Annotated in this window: 15 protein-coding genes; 11 read left to right on the plus strand and 4 right to left on the minus strand. The window is 67.0% G+C overall.

Annotation, left to right across the window (positions count from 1 at the left end):
• The first annotated feature begins 7 nt into the window (after positions 1 to 7).
• Genes purE through PXJ20_RS05085 form a run of 3 tightly spaced genes read left to right on the plus strand, consistent with a single transcriptional unit; the run spans position 8 to position 2889 of the window.
• Entirely contained in the window at positions 8 to 547 is a 540-nt protein-coding gene (purE, locus tag PXJ20_RS05075) for a 5-(carboxyamino)imidazole ribonucleotide mutase (RefSeq protein ID WP_026121041.1), read from the plus strand.
• A gap of 54 nt (positions 548 to 601) precedes the next feature.
• Positions 602 to 1813, plus strand: a complete 1212-nt coding sequence (locus tag PXJ20_RS05080; RefSeq protein ID WP_421030304.1) for a 5-(carboxyamino)imidazole ribonucleotide synthase — start codon at positions 602 to 604, stop codon at positions 1811 to 1813.
• Between the two features lie 14 nt (positions 1814 to 1827).
• Entirely contained in the window at positions 1828 to 2889 is a 1062-nt protein-coding gene (locus PXJ20_RS05085) for an L-threonylcarbamoyladenylate synthase (RefSeq protein ID WP_421030305.1), read from the plus strand.
• Between the two features lie 182 nt (positions 2890 to 3071).
• Here the strand turns inward: PXJ20_RS05085 and PXJ20_RS05090 are convergent, their stop codons facing one another.
• The 3 genes from PXJ20_RS05090 to dacB all read right to left on the minus strand — a co-directional run bounded on the left by PXJ20_RS05090 (position 3072) and on the right by dacB (position 7260).
• Positions 3072 to 4220, minus strand: a complete 1149-nt coding sequence (locus PXJ20_RS05090; protein WP_199541676.1) for an SGNH/GDSL hydrolase family protein — start codon at positions 4218 to 4220, stop codon at positions 3072 to 3074.
• A gap of 143 nt (positions 4221 to 4363) precedes the next feature.
• Positions 4364 to 5311 carry a sterol desaturase family protein gene (locus tag PXJ20_RS05095; RefSeq protein ID WP_277597336.1) on the minus strand — a complete coding sequence of 316 codons (948 nt, stop codon included), beginning with the start codon at positions 5309 to 5311 and terminating at the stop codon, positions 4364 to 4366.
• 239 nt (positions 5312 to 5550) lie between these two features.
• A complete protein-coding gene (gene dacB / locus PXJ20_RS05100) occupies positions 5551 to 7260 on the minus strand; it encodes a D-alanyl-D-alanine carboxypeptidase/D-alanyl-D-alanine endopeptidase (protein ID WP_421030306.1) in 1710 nt (569 codons plus the stop codon).
• A gap of 260 nt (positions 7261 to 7520) precedes the next feature.
• Here dacB and PXJ20_RS05105 point away from each other — a divergent pair, with 260 nt between their 5' ends.
• The 7 genes from PXJ20_RS05105 (at position 7521) to PXJ20_RS05135 (ending at position 14076) form a co-directional block, all read left to right on the plus strand.
• Entirely contained in the window at positions 7521 to 8180 is a 660-nt protein-coding gene (locus PXJ20_RS05105; RefSeq protein WP_042299729.1) for a response regulator, read from the plus strand.
• 60 nt (positions 8181 to 8240) lie between these two features.
• The gene (locus PXJ20_RS05110; RefSeq protein ID WP_421030307.1) at positions 8241 to 9545 is read left to right on the plus strand and encodes an ATP-binding protein; all 1305 of its coding nucleotides are present in this window, start codon (positions 8241 to 8243) and stop codon (positions 9543 to 9545) included.
• Positions 9546 to 9729: 184 nt separating this feature from the next.
• Positions 9730 to 11232, plus strand: coding sequence for a DegQ family serine endoprotease (locus tag PXJ20_RS05115; RefSeq protein ID WP_017772825.1), 1503 nt, complete (start codon positions 9730 to 9732; stop codon positions 11230 to 11232).
• Between the two features lie 205 nt (positions 11233 to 11437).
• Positions 11438 to 11944, plus strand: a complete 507-nt coding sequence (locus PXJ20_RS05120) for a carboxypeptidase-like regulatory domain-containing protein (RefSeq protein ID WP_421030308.1) — start codon at positions 11438 to 11440, stop codon at positions 11942 to 11944.
• A gap of 238 nt (positions 11945 to 12182) precedes the next feature.
• Positions 12183 to 12548 carry a DUF427 domain-containing protein gene (locus tag PXJ20_RS05125; protein ID WP_033350233.1) on the plus strand — a complete coding sequence of 122 codons (366 nt, stop codon included), beginning with the start codon at positions 12183 to 12185 and terminating at the stop codon, positions 12546 to 12548.
• Between the two features lie 45 nt (positions 12549 to 12593).
• Complete coding sequence (locus tag PXJ20_RS05130) at positions 12594 to 13331, plus strand: CoxG family protein (protein ID WP_199541672.1); 738 nt, start codon at positions 12594 to 12596, stop codon at positions 13329 to 13331.
• A gap of 109 nt (positions 13332 to 13440) precedes the next feature.
• Positions 13441 to 14076: a cysteine hydrolase family protein gene (locus PXJ20_RS05135; RefSeq protein WP_421030309.1), complete on the plus strand. Its 636-nt coding sequence runs from the start codon at positions 13441 to 13443 to the stop codon at positions 14074 to 14076.
• Between the two features lie 54 nt (positions 14077 to 14130).
• On the opposite strand, the gene PXJ20_RS05140 is transcribed toward PXJ20_RS05135, so the two are convergent.
• On the minus strand, positions 14131 to 14796 hold the full coding sequence (locus PXJ20_RS05140; RefSeq protein ID WP_421030310.1) for a TetR family transcriptional regulator: 666 nt from the start codon (positions 14794 to 14796) through the stop codon (positions 14131 to 14133).
• A gap of 426 nt (positions 14797 to 15222) precedes the next feature.
• On the opposite strand from PXJ20_RS05140, the gene PXJ20_RS05145 reads away from it, so the two are divergent.
• Positions 15223 to 16515, plus strand: a complete 1293-nt coding sequence (locus tag PXJ20_RS05145; protein ID WP_277597340.1) for an efflux RND transporter periplasmic adaptor subunit — start codon at positions 15223 to 15225, stop codon at positions 16513 to 16515.
• Positions 16516 to 16527 lie beyond the last annotated feature (12 nt).

A 16527-nucleotide genomic window follows, 5' to 3' on the forward strand; every position in this document is an offset into this window, starting at 1 on the left:
CAGCACGATGAGCGAAGTCCAGCCAGCCCAGACGACCCACCCGCACGCCCACCAGCATGCCGCGCCCATCGTCGGCGTGCTGATGGGATCGAGTTCCGACTGGGAAGTCATGAAGCATGCCGTTGCGATCCTGCAGGAGTTCGGCGTGCCGTACGAAGCGAAGGTGGTGTCCGCCCACCGCATGCCCGACGAAATGTTCGCCTATGCCGAGAGCGCGCGTTCGCGCGGCCTTGCCGCGATCATCGCGGGCGCGGGCGGCGCGGCGCACCTGCCGGGCATGCTCGCCGCGAAGACCACGGTGCCGGTGCTCGGCGTGCCGGTGGCTAGCAAGTACCTGAAGGGCGTCGATTCGCTCCACTCGATCGTGCAGATGCCCAAGGGCGTGCCGGTTGCAACCTTCGCCATCGGCGAGGCGGGCGCGGCCAATGCGGCGCTCTTTGCGGTGTCGATTCTGAGCGTCACTTCTGCCGAGTACGCGGACAAACTCGCGGCTTTCCGCGTGAAGCAGAACCAGGCTGCGCACGCCATGGTATTGCCCGCGCTCTGATTTCCCGCCGGCCGCGCACGAGCGTCGCGCCGCCGGCCGTGACCGACCACTGAGATGAATCCAGACAACGCACCCGTTTCTCCCATCCTGCCCGGCGCGTGGCTCGGCATGGTGGGCGGCGGCCAGCTTGGCCGCATGTTCTGCTTTGCCGCCCAGGCAATGGGGTACCGCGTCGCGGTGCTCGATCCCGACGAAAGCAGCCCGGCGGGCTCCGTCGCGGACCGCCATCTGCGCGCCGCCTACGACGACGAAGCCGCGCTCACCGAACTGGCGCGCCTGTGCGCGGCCGTTTCCACCGAGTTCGAGAACGTGCCTTCCGCAAGTCTCGACTTCCTCGCTCGCACCACGTTCGTGAGCCCGGCCGGCCGGTGTGTCGCCGTGGCGCAGGACCGCATCGCCGAAAAGCGCTTTATCGCGGCGGCCGGGGTGCCGGTGGCGCCGCACGTCGTGATCGAGTCGTCGGAGGCGCTTGCCGCCATCGACGATGCCGCGCTCGAAGCCGTGCTGCCCGGCATTCTGAAGACGGCGCGGCTCGGCTACGACGGCAAGGGCCAGGTGAGCGTGGCGAGCGCCCACGACGTGCGCGAAGCGCATGCGTCGCTGGGTGGCGTGGCGTGCGTGCTGGAGAAGCGGCTGCCGCTGAAGTTCGAGGTGTCCGCACTGATCGCGCGCGGCGCAAACGGTGCCACCGCCGTCTATCCGCTCGCCCAGAATACGCACCGGCACGGCGTGCTCTCGCACACCATCGTGCCCGCGCCCGACGCGAACCCGCAACTCGTGGAACAGGCGCAGCAGGCGGCGCTCGATATCGCTGCAAAGCTCGGCTACGTCGGCGTGCTGTGCGTCGAGTTCTTCGTGCTCGAAGACGGCTCGCTCGTGGCCAACGAAATGGCGCCGCGTCCGCACAACTCCGGTCACTATACGGTGGATGCCTGCGCGACGAGCCAGTTCGAGCAGCAGGTGCGCGCCATGACCGGCATGCCGCTCGGCGATACACGCCAGCATTCGCCCGCTGTGATGCTCAACATTCTCGGCGACGTGTGGTTTCCCGATGCGGGCAAGACCGGCAAGGGCCCCGGCGCGCCCGTGACGCCGCCCTGGCACGAGGTGGCCGCGATGCCTGCGGCGCGCCTGCATCTGTACGGCAAGGAAGAGGCGCGGCCGGGCCGCAAGATGGGGCACGTGAATTTTACGGCGGCCACGCTCGACGAAGCACGCACCGCGGCGCGCGATTGCGCTCGCCTGCTGCACATCGCCACGAGCTGAGGCACCTCATCACCATGCCGGACCGAGACAAGCCTGTCGCCGCTTCTACCGCTGTGCCCGCCGCTGCACCGACCGTCAGCCGCGAGGCGATCGAACACGCTGCGGCGTTGCTCGATGCAGGCGAACTCGTCGCGTTTCCCACGGAGACGGTGTACGGCCTCGGCGCGGACGCGCAGAACCCTGAGGCCGTGGCGCGCATTTACGCAGCGAAGGGACGGCCGGCCAATCATCCGGTGATCGTGCATCTGCCGCCGGGCGGCGACCCCGCGTTCTGGGTGGAGTCGTTGCCTGCAGAGGCGCAGAAGTTGATCGATGCCTTCTGGCCCGGCCCGCTTACGCTGATCCTCAAGCGCGCCGCGCACATTCCGGCCGCCGTGAGCGGCGGCCAGGATTCGGTGGGACTGCGTTGTCCGTCGCATCCGGTTGCGCAGGCACTGCTCACGGCCTTTTCGGCGCGCAGGCACGGGCACGGCGGCGTAGCGGCGCCCTCTGCCAACCGCTTCGGCCACGTGAGTCCCACCACCGCGCAGCACGTGCGCGAAGAATTCGGCGACAGCGTCTACGTGCTGGACGGCGGTCCGTCGGACGTGGGTATCGAATCGACCATCCTCGATCTCTCACGCGGCTTTCCGGCGCTGCTGCGTCCCGGCCGCGTCACGCCGCAGGAGATTGCCGACGTGCTGGGCGAAGCGCCGCGTCTGCCCGACGGTTCCGATGCCACGGCGCCGCGCGCCTCGGGCACGCTGAAGGCGCACTACGCGCCGCGCACGCCGCTCGTGTTGCTGCCGTTTGACGCCCTGGAAGCGCTGCTTGCAAAGCGACCCGCCGACGAACGTATCGCGCTGGTGGCCCGCGCTTCGCGAGCAGGCGCGTGGGCGACGGCAGAAGGCGTGCATTTCGTGGCGGCGCCCGAAGACCCGCACGTCTATGCGCGCGAACTCTACGGCTTGCTGCGGGCGCTGGATCGCGCCAACGTTGCGCGCATCCTCGTCGAGAAACTGCCCGACACCATCGAGTGGATCGCCGTGAACGACCGGCTCGGGCGCGCTGCGGCGGCGTTTGAAGCGCGCGAATAAGCGCAACGGACGCGAATAGGCGCAACAGGCGCAACACGGATAACGCGCGTCGCAGCCCGCGATTCAAGCCACGACGCAACCCATCCTGAGAGACTCAACGAAACGCCCATCAAAAAAAGGCCCGGCCATTTAGATGGCCGGGCCTTTTTGCTGCTCGCGAGAAGCGCTTCTTATCTGTCGACTTATTTGCCGAGCCCGGATGCCGCGATCTGCTTCTCCACCTGCTGTGCGAAGAGCGCGTGCAGGTGCGTGGTCGGGTGAACCGTGTCCGCGTACATGTACGTCTGGTCCGCACCCGCGACCGTGTAGGTCTGCGGCGAGCAGAACAGCGACGAAGCAAACGCCTGCGGATTGGTCACGCCGTACTTCGCGGCATTGGTCGCCATCGCGGTGAGGTTACAGGCCGTGCCCGTGTTCGACACCGTGAAGCCGTTGGCCTGAAAGTTGGCCTGAATGCCGTCCTGCCACTGGTCGGCCTGCACGAAGATCACCTTGCTCATCAGGCCCGTCGCCTGCAGCGTGCCCGCGAGCGTCTGGTTGTACGCGGTCACGAGGCCGGCGAAGAGTTGCTGGGTCGCCGCGCCGCCCGAGAGACCCTGCGGCGTTTGCGCGATGTCCGGCACGTTCGAGACCACGACGTGCGTGGCGCCCGCGGCGAGCACCGGCGCCACGACGTTCTGCACGAATTGCGTGGCCGCCAGCCCGACTGCGGTCACGGCTTGCTGGACCGCGGTGGACTGGCTCTGGCCAGCGGCTACGGCGGCTTGGACGACGCCGGCCTGGTAGAAGATGTCGTTCGCGCCGCCGTTCAGCAGCACGAGTTGCCCCGAATTGAAGCTCGTGTGCGCGGAGAGGTACTCCTGAACCTGCGTGACGATCGGCACGGTGGTGGCCTGTGCGTAGTCGGGCTGGCCCGCGGGTGCATGGCCGATGCCGTTCGGGTCCGTCACGCGCGAGCCGCCCTGCGCGTAGCCGAGGCCGGTGGATGCCTGCAGCGGCTGGCCGAAGCCACCCAGGTAGGCCGGCGTGAGCGAGCCGCCGTAGTATTCGGCGACCTTCTGCGTCCAGATTTCGCCGGGGTTCGTCGTGAAGCGGCCGCCGCCGAAGTCGAGCGCGATCACGGGCGAATACGTACCGACGTCCGAGAGGCTATCGCCGAACGATACGACCTGAAGCGTGACGCCGCCCGCCGGTCCGGACGACGACGAATTGCTGCTGCCGCCTCCGCCGCCGCAGGCTGCAAGCAGTGCGAACGCGGCACTGGCGATGGCAGCTTTCGCGAAGCGTGTACGGCTGGCCCGTTTTTGCGGCTGGATTGTCTTGTGGTTCATGTTGACTACATCTCCTCGTATGTTGGCTTTGCGCCAGTGGTGCACGCAGCGTCCCGCCAGGATGAATCCGCGACGACGGGCGCCCGCTTACAGAAACCTCGCTTGCTCAAGGATTGCTCCTTGATTGTTCCCGGATACCTCGTTCACGCGTTGCGCACGGTGCCGGCTTTCGTGTCCGAACCCGCTGCGCTGCTCACGATGCCTGTCGTGGCATTTGTTTGTTCTTGCGCGGCATCGCGCGCCGCGTGCCATTGTGCCGCCCAGGCGGGCGGCGCGAACAGGGCCTTGAGGCGATTGCGCCACCCTTTCATGCGCGCCGCATCGACGAGCATCGACGCCCATTCATGGAACGTCGCCTTGAGCGGGTTGTACGTGTGCAGCGGTTCGACGATGCCGTAGACCGGCGGCTCGGCCGGATCTTCGGCTACGTAGCTGCCGAACAGGCGGTCCCAGATCACGAGTACGCCAGCGTAGTTACGGTCGATGTAGCGGTCGTTGCGCGCGTGATGTACACGATGGATCGACGGCGTATTGAAGACGTATTCGAGCCAGCCCAGCTTGCCGATGGCCTGCGTGTGCACAAAGAACTGGAAGGCGAGATTGATGAGCACGATCGCGACGATCTGCGACGGAGGAAAGCCGAGTACCGCGAGCGGAATCCAGAAGACCCACATGCCCGCGACCGGGTACATCAGGCTCTGACGGAAAGCTGTAGAGAGATTGAGCCGTTCGGACGAGTGATGCACGACGTGCGCGGCCCACAGCCATCGCACGCGATGGCTCGCGCGGTGGAACGCGTAGTAGAGCAGGTCTTGAGCCACGAAAAGCAGCACGAACGAGGCCCAGCCCGGCTGTAGCGTGAACAGCCTGAAATGCGCGTAGAAGAACGCGTAGACGGGAATGACGAAGAGCCACGCTACCTTGTCGGCTGCCTGGTGCATGAGCGCGAGCGCAGCGTTGCAGAGTGTGTCGCGCCAGCTGTAGATGCCGCTGCCGGGCTGCGCGCGCGACAGATGCCAGGCTTCCCAGCCGATGCAGCCCACGAAGACGGGCGCCATGGCAAGCAGAAGCAATTCGGCATCGAACCGCATGAGAATGTCTCCCTCCTGGTCTCGGGCATGCGCGGCGGTGGCGCATGCCGGGTCTCGTATTCGTTTGGTGTTTTAAACGCCGCGGCAGGTGCAGCAGAAAGTGCAGTGAAAAGACCTCCGCTGCCGCGTGCTGCCCGACAGGGTACACGCTCCCACGCCCCCGGCGCGAGGCTTTGCTAGAGGGATTCTTCCACGTGCGCCCAGGCCCGGAGCGGGCCCGTAACCGGCGTGAGCGGGCGCTAATGCGCGCCGCTCCGCGGGACGGTTCGAGCCGGTGCCTTGCGGCGCTTCGCGTGTTCGGTCACGTTGACCGTGGTGGCCTGCGGCATGCCCTGGTAGACCCATTCGAGCAGCGCGTCGTGAGCGGCGCGGGCCGCTTCGGAGTGCGGATCGTTGATCAGGCTGACCACGACGTAGGTCTCGCCGTCCGCGGCGGCTACGTAGCCCGCAATCGCGCGCACGTCGCGCAGCGTGCCGGTCTTGATATGCGCGTTGCCGCCCACGGGCAGGTCCGTGAGGCGGTGGCGCATGGTGCCGTCCACGCCGGCCACCGGCAGCGATTCGACGAACGGTTGCGCAACCGGGCTCGCATTGGCCGCCTGCAGCAGATTGGCCATCGAGAGCGCGCTGATGTGCTCGTCGCGCGACAGCCCCGAGCCGTTCTGCATTGCGAGGTCCGGCATGTCGAGGCCGCTGCGCCGCAGGAAGGCCGCGATGGCACGCGCGGATTTCTCCGGCGTGGCGGGCGGTTTGTTCGTCACCGCGCCGATCGTCAGAAACAGGTTGCGCGCCATTACGTTGTTGCTGAACTTGTTGATGTCGCGAACGATGTCCGCGAGCACGGGGCCTTCGTGCGTGGCGACGAGCCGCGCACCCGCGGGCACGGCGCCTTCACGGATGGCGCCCGCGCCGCCGTCGGGCCTTGTGAACGTGCCGCCTGTCTGTCGCCACAAGGCGAGGAAACCGCCGGCGAAAAAGGCCGAATGGTCCAGCACCGCGACGTTGATCGTGCGCGCGCCGCAGCGCAACGGATAGTCGCCCGCGAAAGTGGCGGCCACGGTGCCGTTGGTCTCGGGCTCCACGGACGGCGCAAGCGCCGACGCGGCGCCCGTGCAGGGTCCGCGCGTGGCACGCAAACGGTCGTCGATCTGAAGTTGCGCGAGCGCGGGCAGCACGTCGACGGCTACGGAGCCGTCCGGCGACGGCGTAAGCGTGAACGCGAGCGACTTGAACGCGTAGAGCAGCGGATCGGGGCCCACGTTGTAGGGCGCGGTGGCGTCGTCGTCGAAGGGCGGCAGGTCGCGCGTGGAAGGATCGAAGAAGCGTTTGTCGAGCACGAGCGCGCCATCGATGCCGTTGATGCCGGCCTTGTGGATCTTCTGCACGAGGTCGATCAATTCTTCCGGCACGAGCTTCGGGTCGCCGGTGCCCTGGATGTAGAGGCTGCCGTGCAGCACGCCGTTCGCGTCCGTTTCGCCGTCCGCGTAGGCGCTCGTGCGCCAGCGGTAGTCGGGGCCGAGAATCGAGAGGCCCGACCACGTCGTGACGAGCTTCATCGTGGAGGCGGGCATCATCGGTTCGGCCGCGTTGAGCGCCACGACGGGCGTGCGGCTGCCTACCTTTTCGATCACGACGCTGATGGACGAGAGCGGCACGCGGGCGCGCTCGAGTCCGACCATGACCGAGGGCGGCAGCACCGTCGAGACGTTGACCGACGGATGCCGCGCCTTTGCGGGACGCGCGTCGGCGGGCGTTGTAGCGAGGAACCCGGCGCCCGTCGCACACGTGGCGAACAGCGTCGTGACGGTCACCGTGCGGGCTACGTGCGCGTTGCGTGTGGCTCGCGGATGCTTCGGTGCGGTACTCGTCTGCTCGCGTGATGGCGAGTGAGGGCGGAGCAGATGGCGCACGGACAGGACGACGAGCGAGGCAAGGCGGACGAGCGGCATGGAAGGCGAAATCGGGCAGTCGGCGAACCGCCAGGCTGGCCGGCGCGGTGGCGCGTGCGGCAGGCAGGCGAGCGGTCCGGTGATTCGGACGAAGCGCTCATTGTAGAGACATGCCGCGGCGCTGCGTCAAAAGCCCGGCGCCTTCTTGCGACCTTCCGTTGCCGCAACCGTCAGGCGCGGGCGCTAGAATGCGGGACTATTCGTCGAGACCTGCCGCGCGCCGCGTGCCGGCTCGACGCCACCGTTTCTTCTCGATCACCATGCGCATATTGCTAGTGGAAGACGACCGCATGATCGCCGAGGGCGTGCGCAAGGCGTTGCGCGGCGAGGGCTTCGCGGTCGATTGGGTGCAGGACGGCGAGGCCGCGCTTTCAGCCGCGTCCGGCGAGCCTTACGATCTCCTGCTGCTCGATCTGGGCTTGCCGAAGCGCGACGGGCTCGACGTGCTGCGCACTCTGCGCGCGCGGGGCCACGCGTTGCCGGTGCTGATCGTCACGGCGCGCGACGCGGTGGCCGACCGCGTGAAGGGCCTCGACGCCGGCGCGGACGACTATCTGATCAAGCCCTTCGATCTCGACGAACTGGGTGCGCGGATGCGCGCGCTGATCCGGCGGCAGTCCGGGCGCTCCGAGTCGGTCATCCGGCATGGCGGGCTCACGCTCGATCCGGCCGCACACCAGGTGACGCTCGACGGCGCGCCCGTCGCGCTTTCCGCGCGCGAGTTCGCGCTGCTCGAGGCGCTGCTCGCGCGCCCTGGCGCTGTGCTCTCGAAGAGCCAACTTGAAGAGAAGATGTACGGCTGGGGCGAAGAGATCGGCAGCAACACCGTCGAGGTGTACATCCACGCCTTGCGCAAGAAGCTTGGCGCCGACCTGATCCGCAACGTGCGCGGCCTCGGCTACATGATCGCGAAGGACTGACTGGCGCGCACGTCCGCGCATTTCTCCACGTACACCGGAAACCACGGAAACCTCAGGTCGATGCATTCGATTCGCCGTCAATTGCTGTTCTGGCTGCTTGCGCTCGTCGTGGCCGGGGTGGGCGCCGCGGGCTGGCTGATTTATCGCCAGGCGCTCGCCGAAGCCAACGAGCTGTTCGATTACCAGCTGCAGGAAATTGCGGCCGCGCTGCCGTCCGAGCCGTTCTCGCAGGTTCTCGGTTCGCGCGATACCGGCGACGAGGGCATCGTGCTGCAGATCTGGAACCGCAACGGCGTGCTCATGTACTACTCGCATCCGCGCGCGCCGCTTGCGCCGCGTGCCGAGCTCGGTTTTTCCACCGAGCGCACGGACCGCGGCGACTGGCGCGTGTATGGCGCGATCGTCGGCGATAACGTGGTGCAGCTTGCGCAGCCCATCTCGGTGCGCAACCGGCTCGCCGCAAACGTGGCGCTGCGTACGCTGTGGCCGCTCATCGTGCTGCTGCCGTTTCTGGGCCTCGCGGTGTGGACGGTGGTGGGGCGCGGCCTGGCGCCGCTCGCACGCGTGACGCGCGCGCTCGATACGCGTCATCCGGAAGCGCTCGACCCGTTGCCCGAAGGGCGCTTGCCGCACGAAGTGCAACCGCTCGTGCGCGCGCTCAACGCCTTGCTCGAACGGCTCGCCCAGGCGCTGGATACGCAACGCGCTTTCGTGGCCGACGCAGCCCACGAACTGCGCACGCCGCTTGCGGCCGTGCAGATCCAGGCGCAACTGGTTGCGCGCGCAAAGGACGACGAAACCCGCCGCGAGTCGCTGGCGGATCTGCAGGCAGGCGTGATGCGTGCCACCCGGCTCGCGGAGCAACTGCTCGCGTTGGCCCGTTCCGAGCCGGACAATCGCGCGTCGGCGCACAACGCAGTCGACCTGCATGGTCTGCTCGACGACTGCGTGGCAGCTTACGCGCCGCTTGCGCAGCAACGCGGCGTGGACCTCGGCATCGAAGACAGTGTGCCCGCCACCATCAACGGCAATGCGGAAGCGCTGCGGGTCATGTTCAACAACCTGCTCGACAACGCAACGAAGTACACGCCGGCCGGCGGCCGCGTGGACGTGAGCCTGCGTCTCGCAGAGGGCCATCCTGTCGTGTGTATTGCCGATAGCGGGCCCGGCATTCCCGCGGAGGAACGGCCCCGCGTGTTCGACCGCTTCTATCGCGTCGGCGCCGGCGAGTCGCGCGCGCGCACCGACATATCGGGCAGCGGCCTGGGTCTTGCCATCGTGCGGCGCATTGCGAGCCAGCACGACGCCGAGATCATGCTCGGCGACTCGCCCGCGGGCGGCCTGCTCGTGACCGTGCGGTTCTGACGGGCGACGGGCCATCGGCAGGCCTGCGCGGCCACCGCGCGACTCACCTACGGCGCAGGTCGCCAAAGCCGTCTGCGCCAGTCTGCAAGCGGCTCCCAGCCCGCGAATGCTTTAAGACTCCTTTAAGCGATACCCCTTACGCTTCGAGGCATCAAAAAGCATTCCTCTCGACAGGAGCCCTGCAATGAAAGCCAAGATTCTTACCCGCAGTGCCGTTGCCGTGGCAGTTGCCGTCGCGTTGTCGGCGGGTTACGTCGCGGGCCAGCGCAACGTGACGCCGCCTCAGGTCATCACGCCCGCGCAAGCCGCCGCGCTGATGCCGGCCGAAGCCGCCGCGAAGACCGGCATTCCCGATTTCTCCGGCCTCGTGGAAACCTACGGGCCGGCGGTGGTGAACATCAGCGCCAAGCACGTCGTGCGGCATACCGCGCAGCGCGGCGGCAACATGCAGTTGCCCATCGACCCGAGCGACCCGTTCTACCAGTTCTTCCGCCACTTCTACGGCAACATGCCCGGCATGCAGGGCGACGATGGCGGCGACGGCGGCGACCAGGCCGACGTGCCCAGCACGAGCCTCGGTTCGGGCTTCATCATCAGCAACGACGGCTACATCCTCACCAACGCGCACGTGGTGGACGGCGCGAACGTCGTGACGGTCAAGCTCACCGACAAGCGCGAGTTCCGCGCGAAAGTGATCGGTGCGGACAAGCAGTCCGACGTGGCGGTGCTCAAGATCGATGCGAAGGGCTTGCCCACCGTGAAGATCGGCGATCCGCGTCAGAGCAAGGTGGGGCAGTGGGTGGTGGCCATCGGCTCGCCCTACGGCTTCGACAACACGGTGACCTCGGGCATCATCAGCGCGAAGTCGCGCTCGCTGCCCAACGAGAACTACACGCCGTTCATCCAGACCGACGTGCCAGTGAACCCGGGCAACTCCGGTGGGCCGCTGTTCAATCTGCAGGGCGAAGTAATCGGCATCAACTCGATGATCTATTCGCAGACGGGTGGCTTCCAGGGCCTTTCGTTCGCTATCCCGATCAATGAGGCGATAAAGGTCAAGGACGACCTCGTGAAGACGGGCCATGTGAGCCGCGGCCGGCTCGGCGTGTCGGTGCAGTCGATGAACCAGACGCTCGCCAACTCGTTCGGCATGCAAAAGCCGCAGGGCGCGCTGGTGAGCTCGGTGGACCCGGGCGGCCCGGCTGCGAAGGCCGGCTTGCAGCCCGGCGACGTGATTCTTTCGGTGAACGGCACGCCGGTGACCGATTCGGCCGACCTGCCCTCGCAGATCGCGGGCATCAAGCCGGGTACGAAGGCCGACATCCAGGTGTGGCGCGACAAGGGCACCAAAAACCTCAGCGTGACCATCGGCACGCTGAACGACACGAAGGTGGCGTCGAACGATTCCACGCCGCAGATGCAGGGCCGCCTCGGCGTCGCTGTGCGTCCGCTTACGCCGCAGGAGAAGAGCGGCACGTCGCTCACGCACGGCCTGCTCGTGCAGCAGGCGGGCGGTGCGGCGGCGAGCGCCGGCATCCAGCCGGGCGACGTGATTCTCGCCGTGAACGGCCGGCCCGTGACCTCGGTGGAGCAGTTGAAGCAGATGGTGGCCCAGGCTGGCAGCAGCATCGCGCTGCTGATCCAGCGCGACGACGCACAGATCTTCGTGCCGGTCGATCTGAGCTGACGCTGCAAGCCTCAGCGGCCAGGCGGCGGACGGCGCAATCCGCAGCCCGTTCGCCCGGTTGCACCGCGTTACATCTTCCCGTGACGCTTCGGGAACCCGGCCGGCGAACCGCCGGTCGGTCTAACGTTAGGTTTTGACAGGAGGCGGGCATGCCATGTGCGACTATGTCCGGCTGAAGCCAACAACCACGTCAGGAGCGTAAAAGATGAATACCCAACGCAAACTACGATCCTTCGCCGCGGTGGCCGCCGTAGCCGGGCTGGCCACCATTGCGTCGGGCGGCTTCGCCACCTCTGCCTGGTCCCAGGCCAGCGACGTGACGGGTGGCAGCGCCACCGACAACACGAGCGCGGGCAACGCCAACGGCGGTGGTCTGCCGCAAGTCCAGCAGCAGGGCGACGTGTCGTTCGTCTCGGGCGGCGTGGGTCTGGACGAATCGAAGGCGCTTGAGCGCGCGCAGAGCGAGTGGCCGCTCGCCTTGCGCTTCACCGGCCCCACAGCGGACTATCTCGCGGATGTGCGCGTGCGCATCGTCGATTCGCACGGCGGCGACGCACTCTCCACCACTTCGCGCGGCCCGTTCATGCTGGTGCGGCTGCGTCCCGGCCGCTACACCGTGCACGCAAGCTACAAGGGCGAGGAAAAGGTGAGCGCCGTGACGATACCGGCCAAGGGCACGGCCCGCGCCGGCTTCCACTGGAACACGCAGTAGGTGCGCTGGTTCGTGCGGCTGCGCGCATGAACGCCGCGCAGCCGATTTAACTTTCGTCGATAATGAAGCCACGAATTTGCAGCGTGGCTTTTTCGTTTGGTGTGCCGCAGCATGCGTGCGTTGGTGCAGTGTCTTGCATGGCGCGCGGGCGCCCCGGCAAAGGCGCCCGTCGGTGCGGCGCTGCAACATGCCGACGCCTGCGACGCGGCGGCGACGGTTGACGAACAGGGGATCGAATATGGCTGTGGAACCGGCTGCCGATCATCGCATCGATATTGCGGCCAATTCTCATCGCGTGCGAGTCATCCATCAGGGCATTACCGTGGCCGACACGCATCAGGGGCTCACGCTTTCCGAGAGCGGGCTGCCCGACGTCTTCTATTTCCCGCGCGCCGACGTCAACATGGCGCGGCTCGAGCGGTCCGATCACACATCGCACTGTCCGTACAAGGGCAACGCCTCGTACTTCCATCTGCGTACCGAAGACGGCTTGATCGAAAATGCCGCGTGGAGCTACGAGCAACCGTTCGAGAAGGTGAAGGACATTACCGGCTATCTGGCGTTTTACGCTTCGCGCGTCGATCGCATCGACCAGACATCGTGATCGGCGAGGCCGCGCGCTGAAGGGGGAGAAAAGGGGGAGGCCGCCATGGAACTGAACGACGCGTTACGGATTCCACTCGCCCCGTCCGCCGTATGGGACGCGCTGCAGGATATCGCCCTGCTGCGCGCAAGCATGGAGAATTGCGAGTCGTTCCGCCAGCTCGGGCCCGGCGAATACGAACTCACGCTGACCGTGCCGCTCGGGCCGCTGCGCGCGCGCTACGAAATCCGCGTGCATGTGGTGCCGAAGGAAGGGCAGGAGCCCTATGCGCCTGAACGTACGTTGAGCTTCAAGGCGCGTGCCGACGGCGTCGGCTCGCTGCGCGGGCAGATCGACGTCTCGCTGCGTGCGGACGACCATCCCGCGGGGCCGGCGGGTCTCTCGAAGGGTGCGAGCACGCGCGTCGATTACTCGGTGTGGGCGACGCTCGCGGGACCGCTTGCGCAGTTGCCGCCGCGGCAACTCGAAAATGCGCTGCACGATCTCGCCGACGACTTCTTCACCGAGTTCTGCGCAGTCGTTCAAGCCAAGCACGGCCAGGGGCCGAACCGCGCGCGCGGCACGACTGCGCGGCGTCAGCATGTGTTCCTTCGACCCATCAGTCTCGCGGGTGTCGCCCGCCGCGCGCATCTCGCCCAACACGGCGGCACGTTGAGCGGACGCGCCGCGAGCACGCTGCGCCACGAAAGTGCGCCGCATGCGGTGCCGACCTGGGCCTGGGCCGCCATGATTTTCTTCGTCGCGCTGCTGTTGTACGTGGCGCGCTGGTTCGCGCAAGGGTGAACGCGCCGAGGACTCAGGCGCTTTGAACTTGAGCCGTCGCGTGCGCTCTGGCATGCTGCCCGCCGCATTGCACGCCGCACACCCATCCCGTTACGCAAGGAGCGTTTCCATGTCGCTGCCGCCCCGTCGCGCGCTCATCGTTATCGACGTACAGAACGAGTACGTCGATGGCAACCTGCTGATCGAGTATCCCGACATCAATCATTCGCTCGCGAACATCGGCCGCGCCATCGACGCCGCCCGTTCGGCGCGCGTGCCCGTGATCGTCGTGCAGAACTTTGCGCCTGCCGGTGCGCCGATCTTCGCTCGCGGCAGCCGCGGCGCGGAACTGCACGAGGTGGTGGCGTCGCGCGCGCATGACCACTACGTGGAGAAGTCGCTGCCAAGCGCATTTGCCGGCACGGACCTCGCCGACTGGCTGGCCGCCCGCGAGATCGACACGCTCACCGTCGTTGGGTACATGACGCACAACTGCGATGCGTCCACCGTCTACCATGCTGTCCACGCGGGCCTGACGGTGGAATTTCTCGCCGATGCAACGGGCTCATTGTCGTACGAGAACAGCGCGGGTTTCGCTTCGGCGGAGGAGATTCATCGCGTGTTCTGCGTGGTGTTCCAGTCGCGCTTTGCGGCGGTGGCGAACACCGACGAGTGGATTGCGGCGGTGGAGGCCGGCGCGCCGCTCGAGCGCGGCACCATCTACGCCTCAAACCAGAAAGCGCGGGCCGGGCGCGAAGCCGCCTGAGCGGCGCGTTGGCTGCAGCGGCTGCCGGGCGCGCGCCCGGCGAGCCGTCGGCGTTCAGGCTACCGGCTGGTCCGTGGATGGTGCGGGCGCAACCCGCAACGCAGGGCTGTAGCGGATCGCGTCGAGCATGGCATCGACGGTGCGCTCGGCGCCTTGGGCCATGTCGAACAGATCGGGCGACATCAGCATGTCGCGCAGCGCGCCGCCAATCACCGAATGAAGCAGCCGCGCCGCGCGCGCGGCATCGAGATCCGCGGGCAGCTGCCCCTTGGACATGGCGTTGAGCAGACCGCCTTCGATGTTGACGAGCGCTTCTCGTATGTTGGTCTGGTGACGTTCCACGACCGGACCCATTTCTTCCACGAACTCGCACTTCAGAAACAGGATGTCGAACACGCGCCGACGATGTTCGTCGGTGGCCGTGCCGTGCAGGCATAGCACGCACAGGTCGCGTATGCGGCCGAGCGGATCGGGTTCGCTGGGGTCGCGCGACGCGGCCTTCAGTTCGTCGAACGGCAGCAGCACGCGATCGAACATGGCGGTGAACAGGTCGCCCTTGTTGGCGAAGTGCCAGTAGATGGCACCGCGCGTGACGCCGGCGGCGTGAGCGATGTCGGCGAGCGAAGTGCGCGACACGCCCTTCTCGAAGAAGACGCGCTCCGCGGCGTCGAGGATGCCGTTGCGTGTTTCCAGCGCTTCCTCTTTCGTACGTCGAACCATAATCGTCTGACCTGCTCTGATTGCGTTGCTGCGGGGGCTGCTTGAACGATCGTCGCAACAATTGGATTGTTGCGACACAAGAAAGCGAAACAATCGGGCGGAAATTTTGTGCTCGCCACCCATCCACGCTTTTACATTCGTTCATGAATGTATCTATAATAGCACCCCATCGGCCGGTTGCCGAGGCAGGGATGACCCGGTAATCGGTTAATATCCGTCACTGTTGCTTACGGAAGTATTCGCGCCGGCCGGTTCCGGCGGCGCATGGGTGTCTCCCTTTCAGTCGGGGAGCTCCACCCGATATCCCTGCGTGATCGCCTTCAGGCGTCCGGTCACTGTGTCGTCTCACACGCTTGTGTGCGTGCCCGTCTCCCGCACGAGACGGACGCACTTTTTGTGTTCCCAGTCATAGACAGAGGTTGCTCCATGCGCGTCGAACGGGTTCCATTCCGCTTAATCAGTGTCGCGACCGCTGCCGTGGTGTTGGCAGCATGCGGACAAAAACAATCGGCACCGCCGCAACAAACTCCCGAGGTCGGCGTGGTGACGGTCCAGCCGACCGCCGTGCCGGTCACCACGGAATTGCCGGGCCGCACGAGCGCCTACCTCGTCGCGCAGGTGCGCGCGCGGGTGGACGGCATCGTGCTGCGCCGGGAATTCACCGAAGGCAGCATCGTGAAGGCCGGCCAGCGCCTGTACAAGATCGATCCGGCGCCTTACATCGCTTCGCTCAATAGCGCGAAGGCGACGCTCGCGAAGGCGCAGGCGAACCTCGCCACGCAGAACGCGTTGGTGGCGCGCTACAAGGTGCTCGTCGCGGCGAACGCCGTGAGCAAGCAGAACTACGACGACGCCGTGGCCGCGCAAGGGCAGGCCGCCGCGGACGTCGCTTCGGGCAAGGCCGCAGTCGAAACGGCCCAGATCAATCTGGGCTATACGGATGTGACCTCGCCCATCACGGGCCAGGTCGGCATCTCGCAGGTCACGCCGGGCGCTTACGTGCAGGCGAGCGCGGCCACGCTGATGTCCACCGTGCAGCAGATCGATCCCGTCTACGTCGACCTCACGCAGTCGAGCCTCGAAGGGCTCGAGCTGCGCCGGCAGATTCAGGAAGGCAAGATCAAGACCGCCGGTCCGCATGCCGCCAAGGTCACGCTGCTGCTGGAAGACGGCCGCGCCTATTCGCAGCCGGGCAAGCTCCAGTTCTCGGACGTCACCGTCGACCAGACCACCGGTTCGGTCACGGTTCGCGCCATCTTCCCGAACCCCGACCGCGTGCTGCTGCCCGGCATGTTCGTGCGCGCGCGCATCGAAGAGGGCATGAACGAAAACGCCTTCCTCGTGCCGCAGGTGGGCGTGACGCACAACGCGTCGGGCCAGGCCACGACACTCGTGGTGGGCGCCGACAACAAGGTGGCGATCCGCACCATCGTGACGGGCGGCACGCAAGGCACGAACTGGATCGTCGAGAGCGGACTGAACCCGGGTGACCGCGTGATCGTCCAGGGCACCGAGAAGGTTCGTCCGGGCGCCGAGGTGAAGGCCGTGCCGGCGCAGTTGCCGGCCGCGCCGGCCTCTGGTGCGCAAGCGGGCGGGGCGCCAGGTGTGCCAGGCGCACCGGGTGCAACGGGTGCCGCCGCGGGCTCGGGCGCTGCCGCCGGTTCCGCCGCGCAGCCAGGTGCCGCTGCTTCCGCGGCGTCTGCTGCGTCGGGCGCGTAATAACAGGGAGCC

The organism is Paraburkholderia sp. A1RI_3L (assembly GCF_048957895.1).
Classification (GTDB): domain Bacteria; phylum Pseudomonadota; class Gammaproteobacteria; order Burkholderiales; family Burkholderiaceae; genus Paraburkholderia; species Paraburkholderia kururiensis.

Coding starts and splice junctions, on each gene's coding strand:
- PXJ20_RS05085 (WP_421030305.1), top strand. CDS start 1,828: ATGCCGGACCGAGACAAGCCTGTCGCCGCTTCTACCGCTGTGCCCGCC.
- PXJ20_RS05115 (WP_017772825.1), top strand. CDS start 9,730: ATGAAAGCCAAGATTCTTACCCGCAGTGCCGTTGCCGTGGCAGTTGCC.
- PXJ20_RS05080 (WP_421030304.1), top strand. CDS start 602: ATGAATCCAGACAACGCACCCGTTTCTCCCATCCTGCCCGGCGCGTGG.
- PXJ20_RS05105 (WP_042299729.1), top strand. CDS start 7,521: ATGCGCATATTGCTAGTGGAAGACGACCGCATGATCGCCGAGGGCGTG.
- PXJ20_RS05090 (WP_199541676.1), bottom strand. CDS start 4,220: ATGAACCACAAGACAATCCAGCCGCAAAAACGGGCCAGCCGTACACGC.
- PXJ20_RS05130 (WP_199541672.1), top strand. CDS start 12,594: ATGGAACTGAACGACGCGTTACGGATTCCACTCGCCCCGTCCGCCGTA.
- dacB (WP_421030306.1), bottom strand. CDS start 7,260: ATGCCGCTCGTCCGCCTTGCCTCGCTCGTCGTCCTGTCCGTGCGCCAT.
- PXJ20_RS05135 (WP_421030309.1), top strand. CDS start 13,441: ATGTCGCTGCCGCCCCGTCGCGCGCTCATCGTTATCGACGTACAGAAC.
- PXJ20_RS05125 (WP_033350233.1), top strand. CDS start 12,183: ATGGCTGTGGAACCGGCTGCCGATCATCGCATCGATATTGCGGCCAAT.
- purE (WP_026121041.1), top strand. CDS start 8: ATGAGCGAAGTCCAGCCAGCCCAGACGACCCACCCGCACGCCCACCAG.
- PXJ20_RS05145 (WP_277597340.1), top strand. CDS start 15,223: ATGCGCGTCGAACGGGTTCCATTCCGCTTAATCAGTGTCGCGACCGCT.
- PXJ20_RS05120 (WP_421030308.1), top strand. CDS start 11,438: ATGAATACCCAACGCAAACTACGATCCTTCGCCGCGGTGGCCGCCGTA.
- PXJ20_RS05095 (WP_277597336.1), bottom strand. CDS start 5,311: ATGCGGTTCGATGCCGAATTGCTTCTGCTTGCCATGGCGCCCGTCTTC.
- PXJ20_RS05140 (WP_421030310.1), bottom strand. CDS start 14,796: ATGGTTCGACGTACGAAAGAGGAAGCGCTGGAAACACGCAACGGCATC.
- PXJ20_RS05110 (WP_421030307.1), top strand. CDS start 8,241: ATGCATTCGATTCGCCGTCAATTGCTGTTCTGGCTGCTTGCGCTCGTC.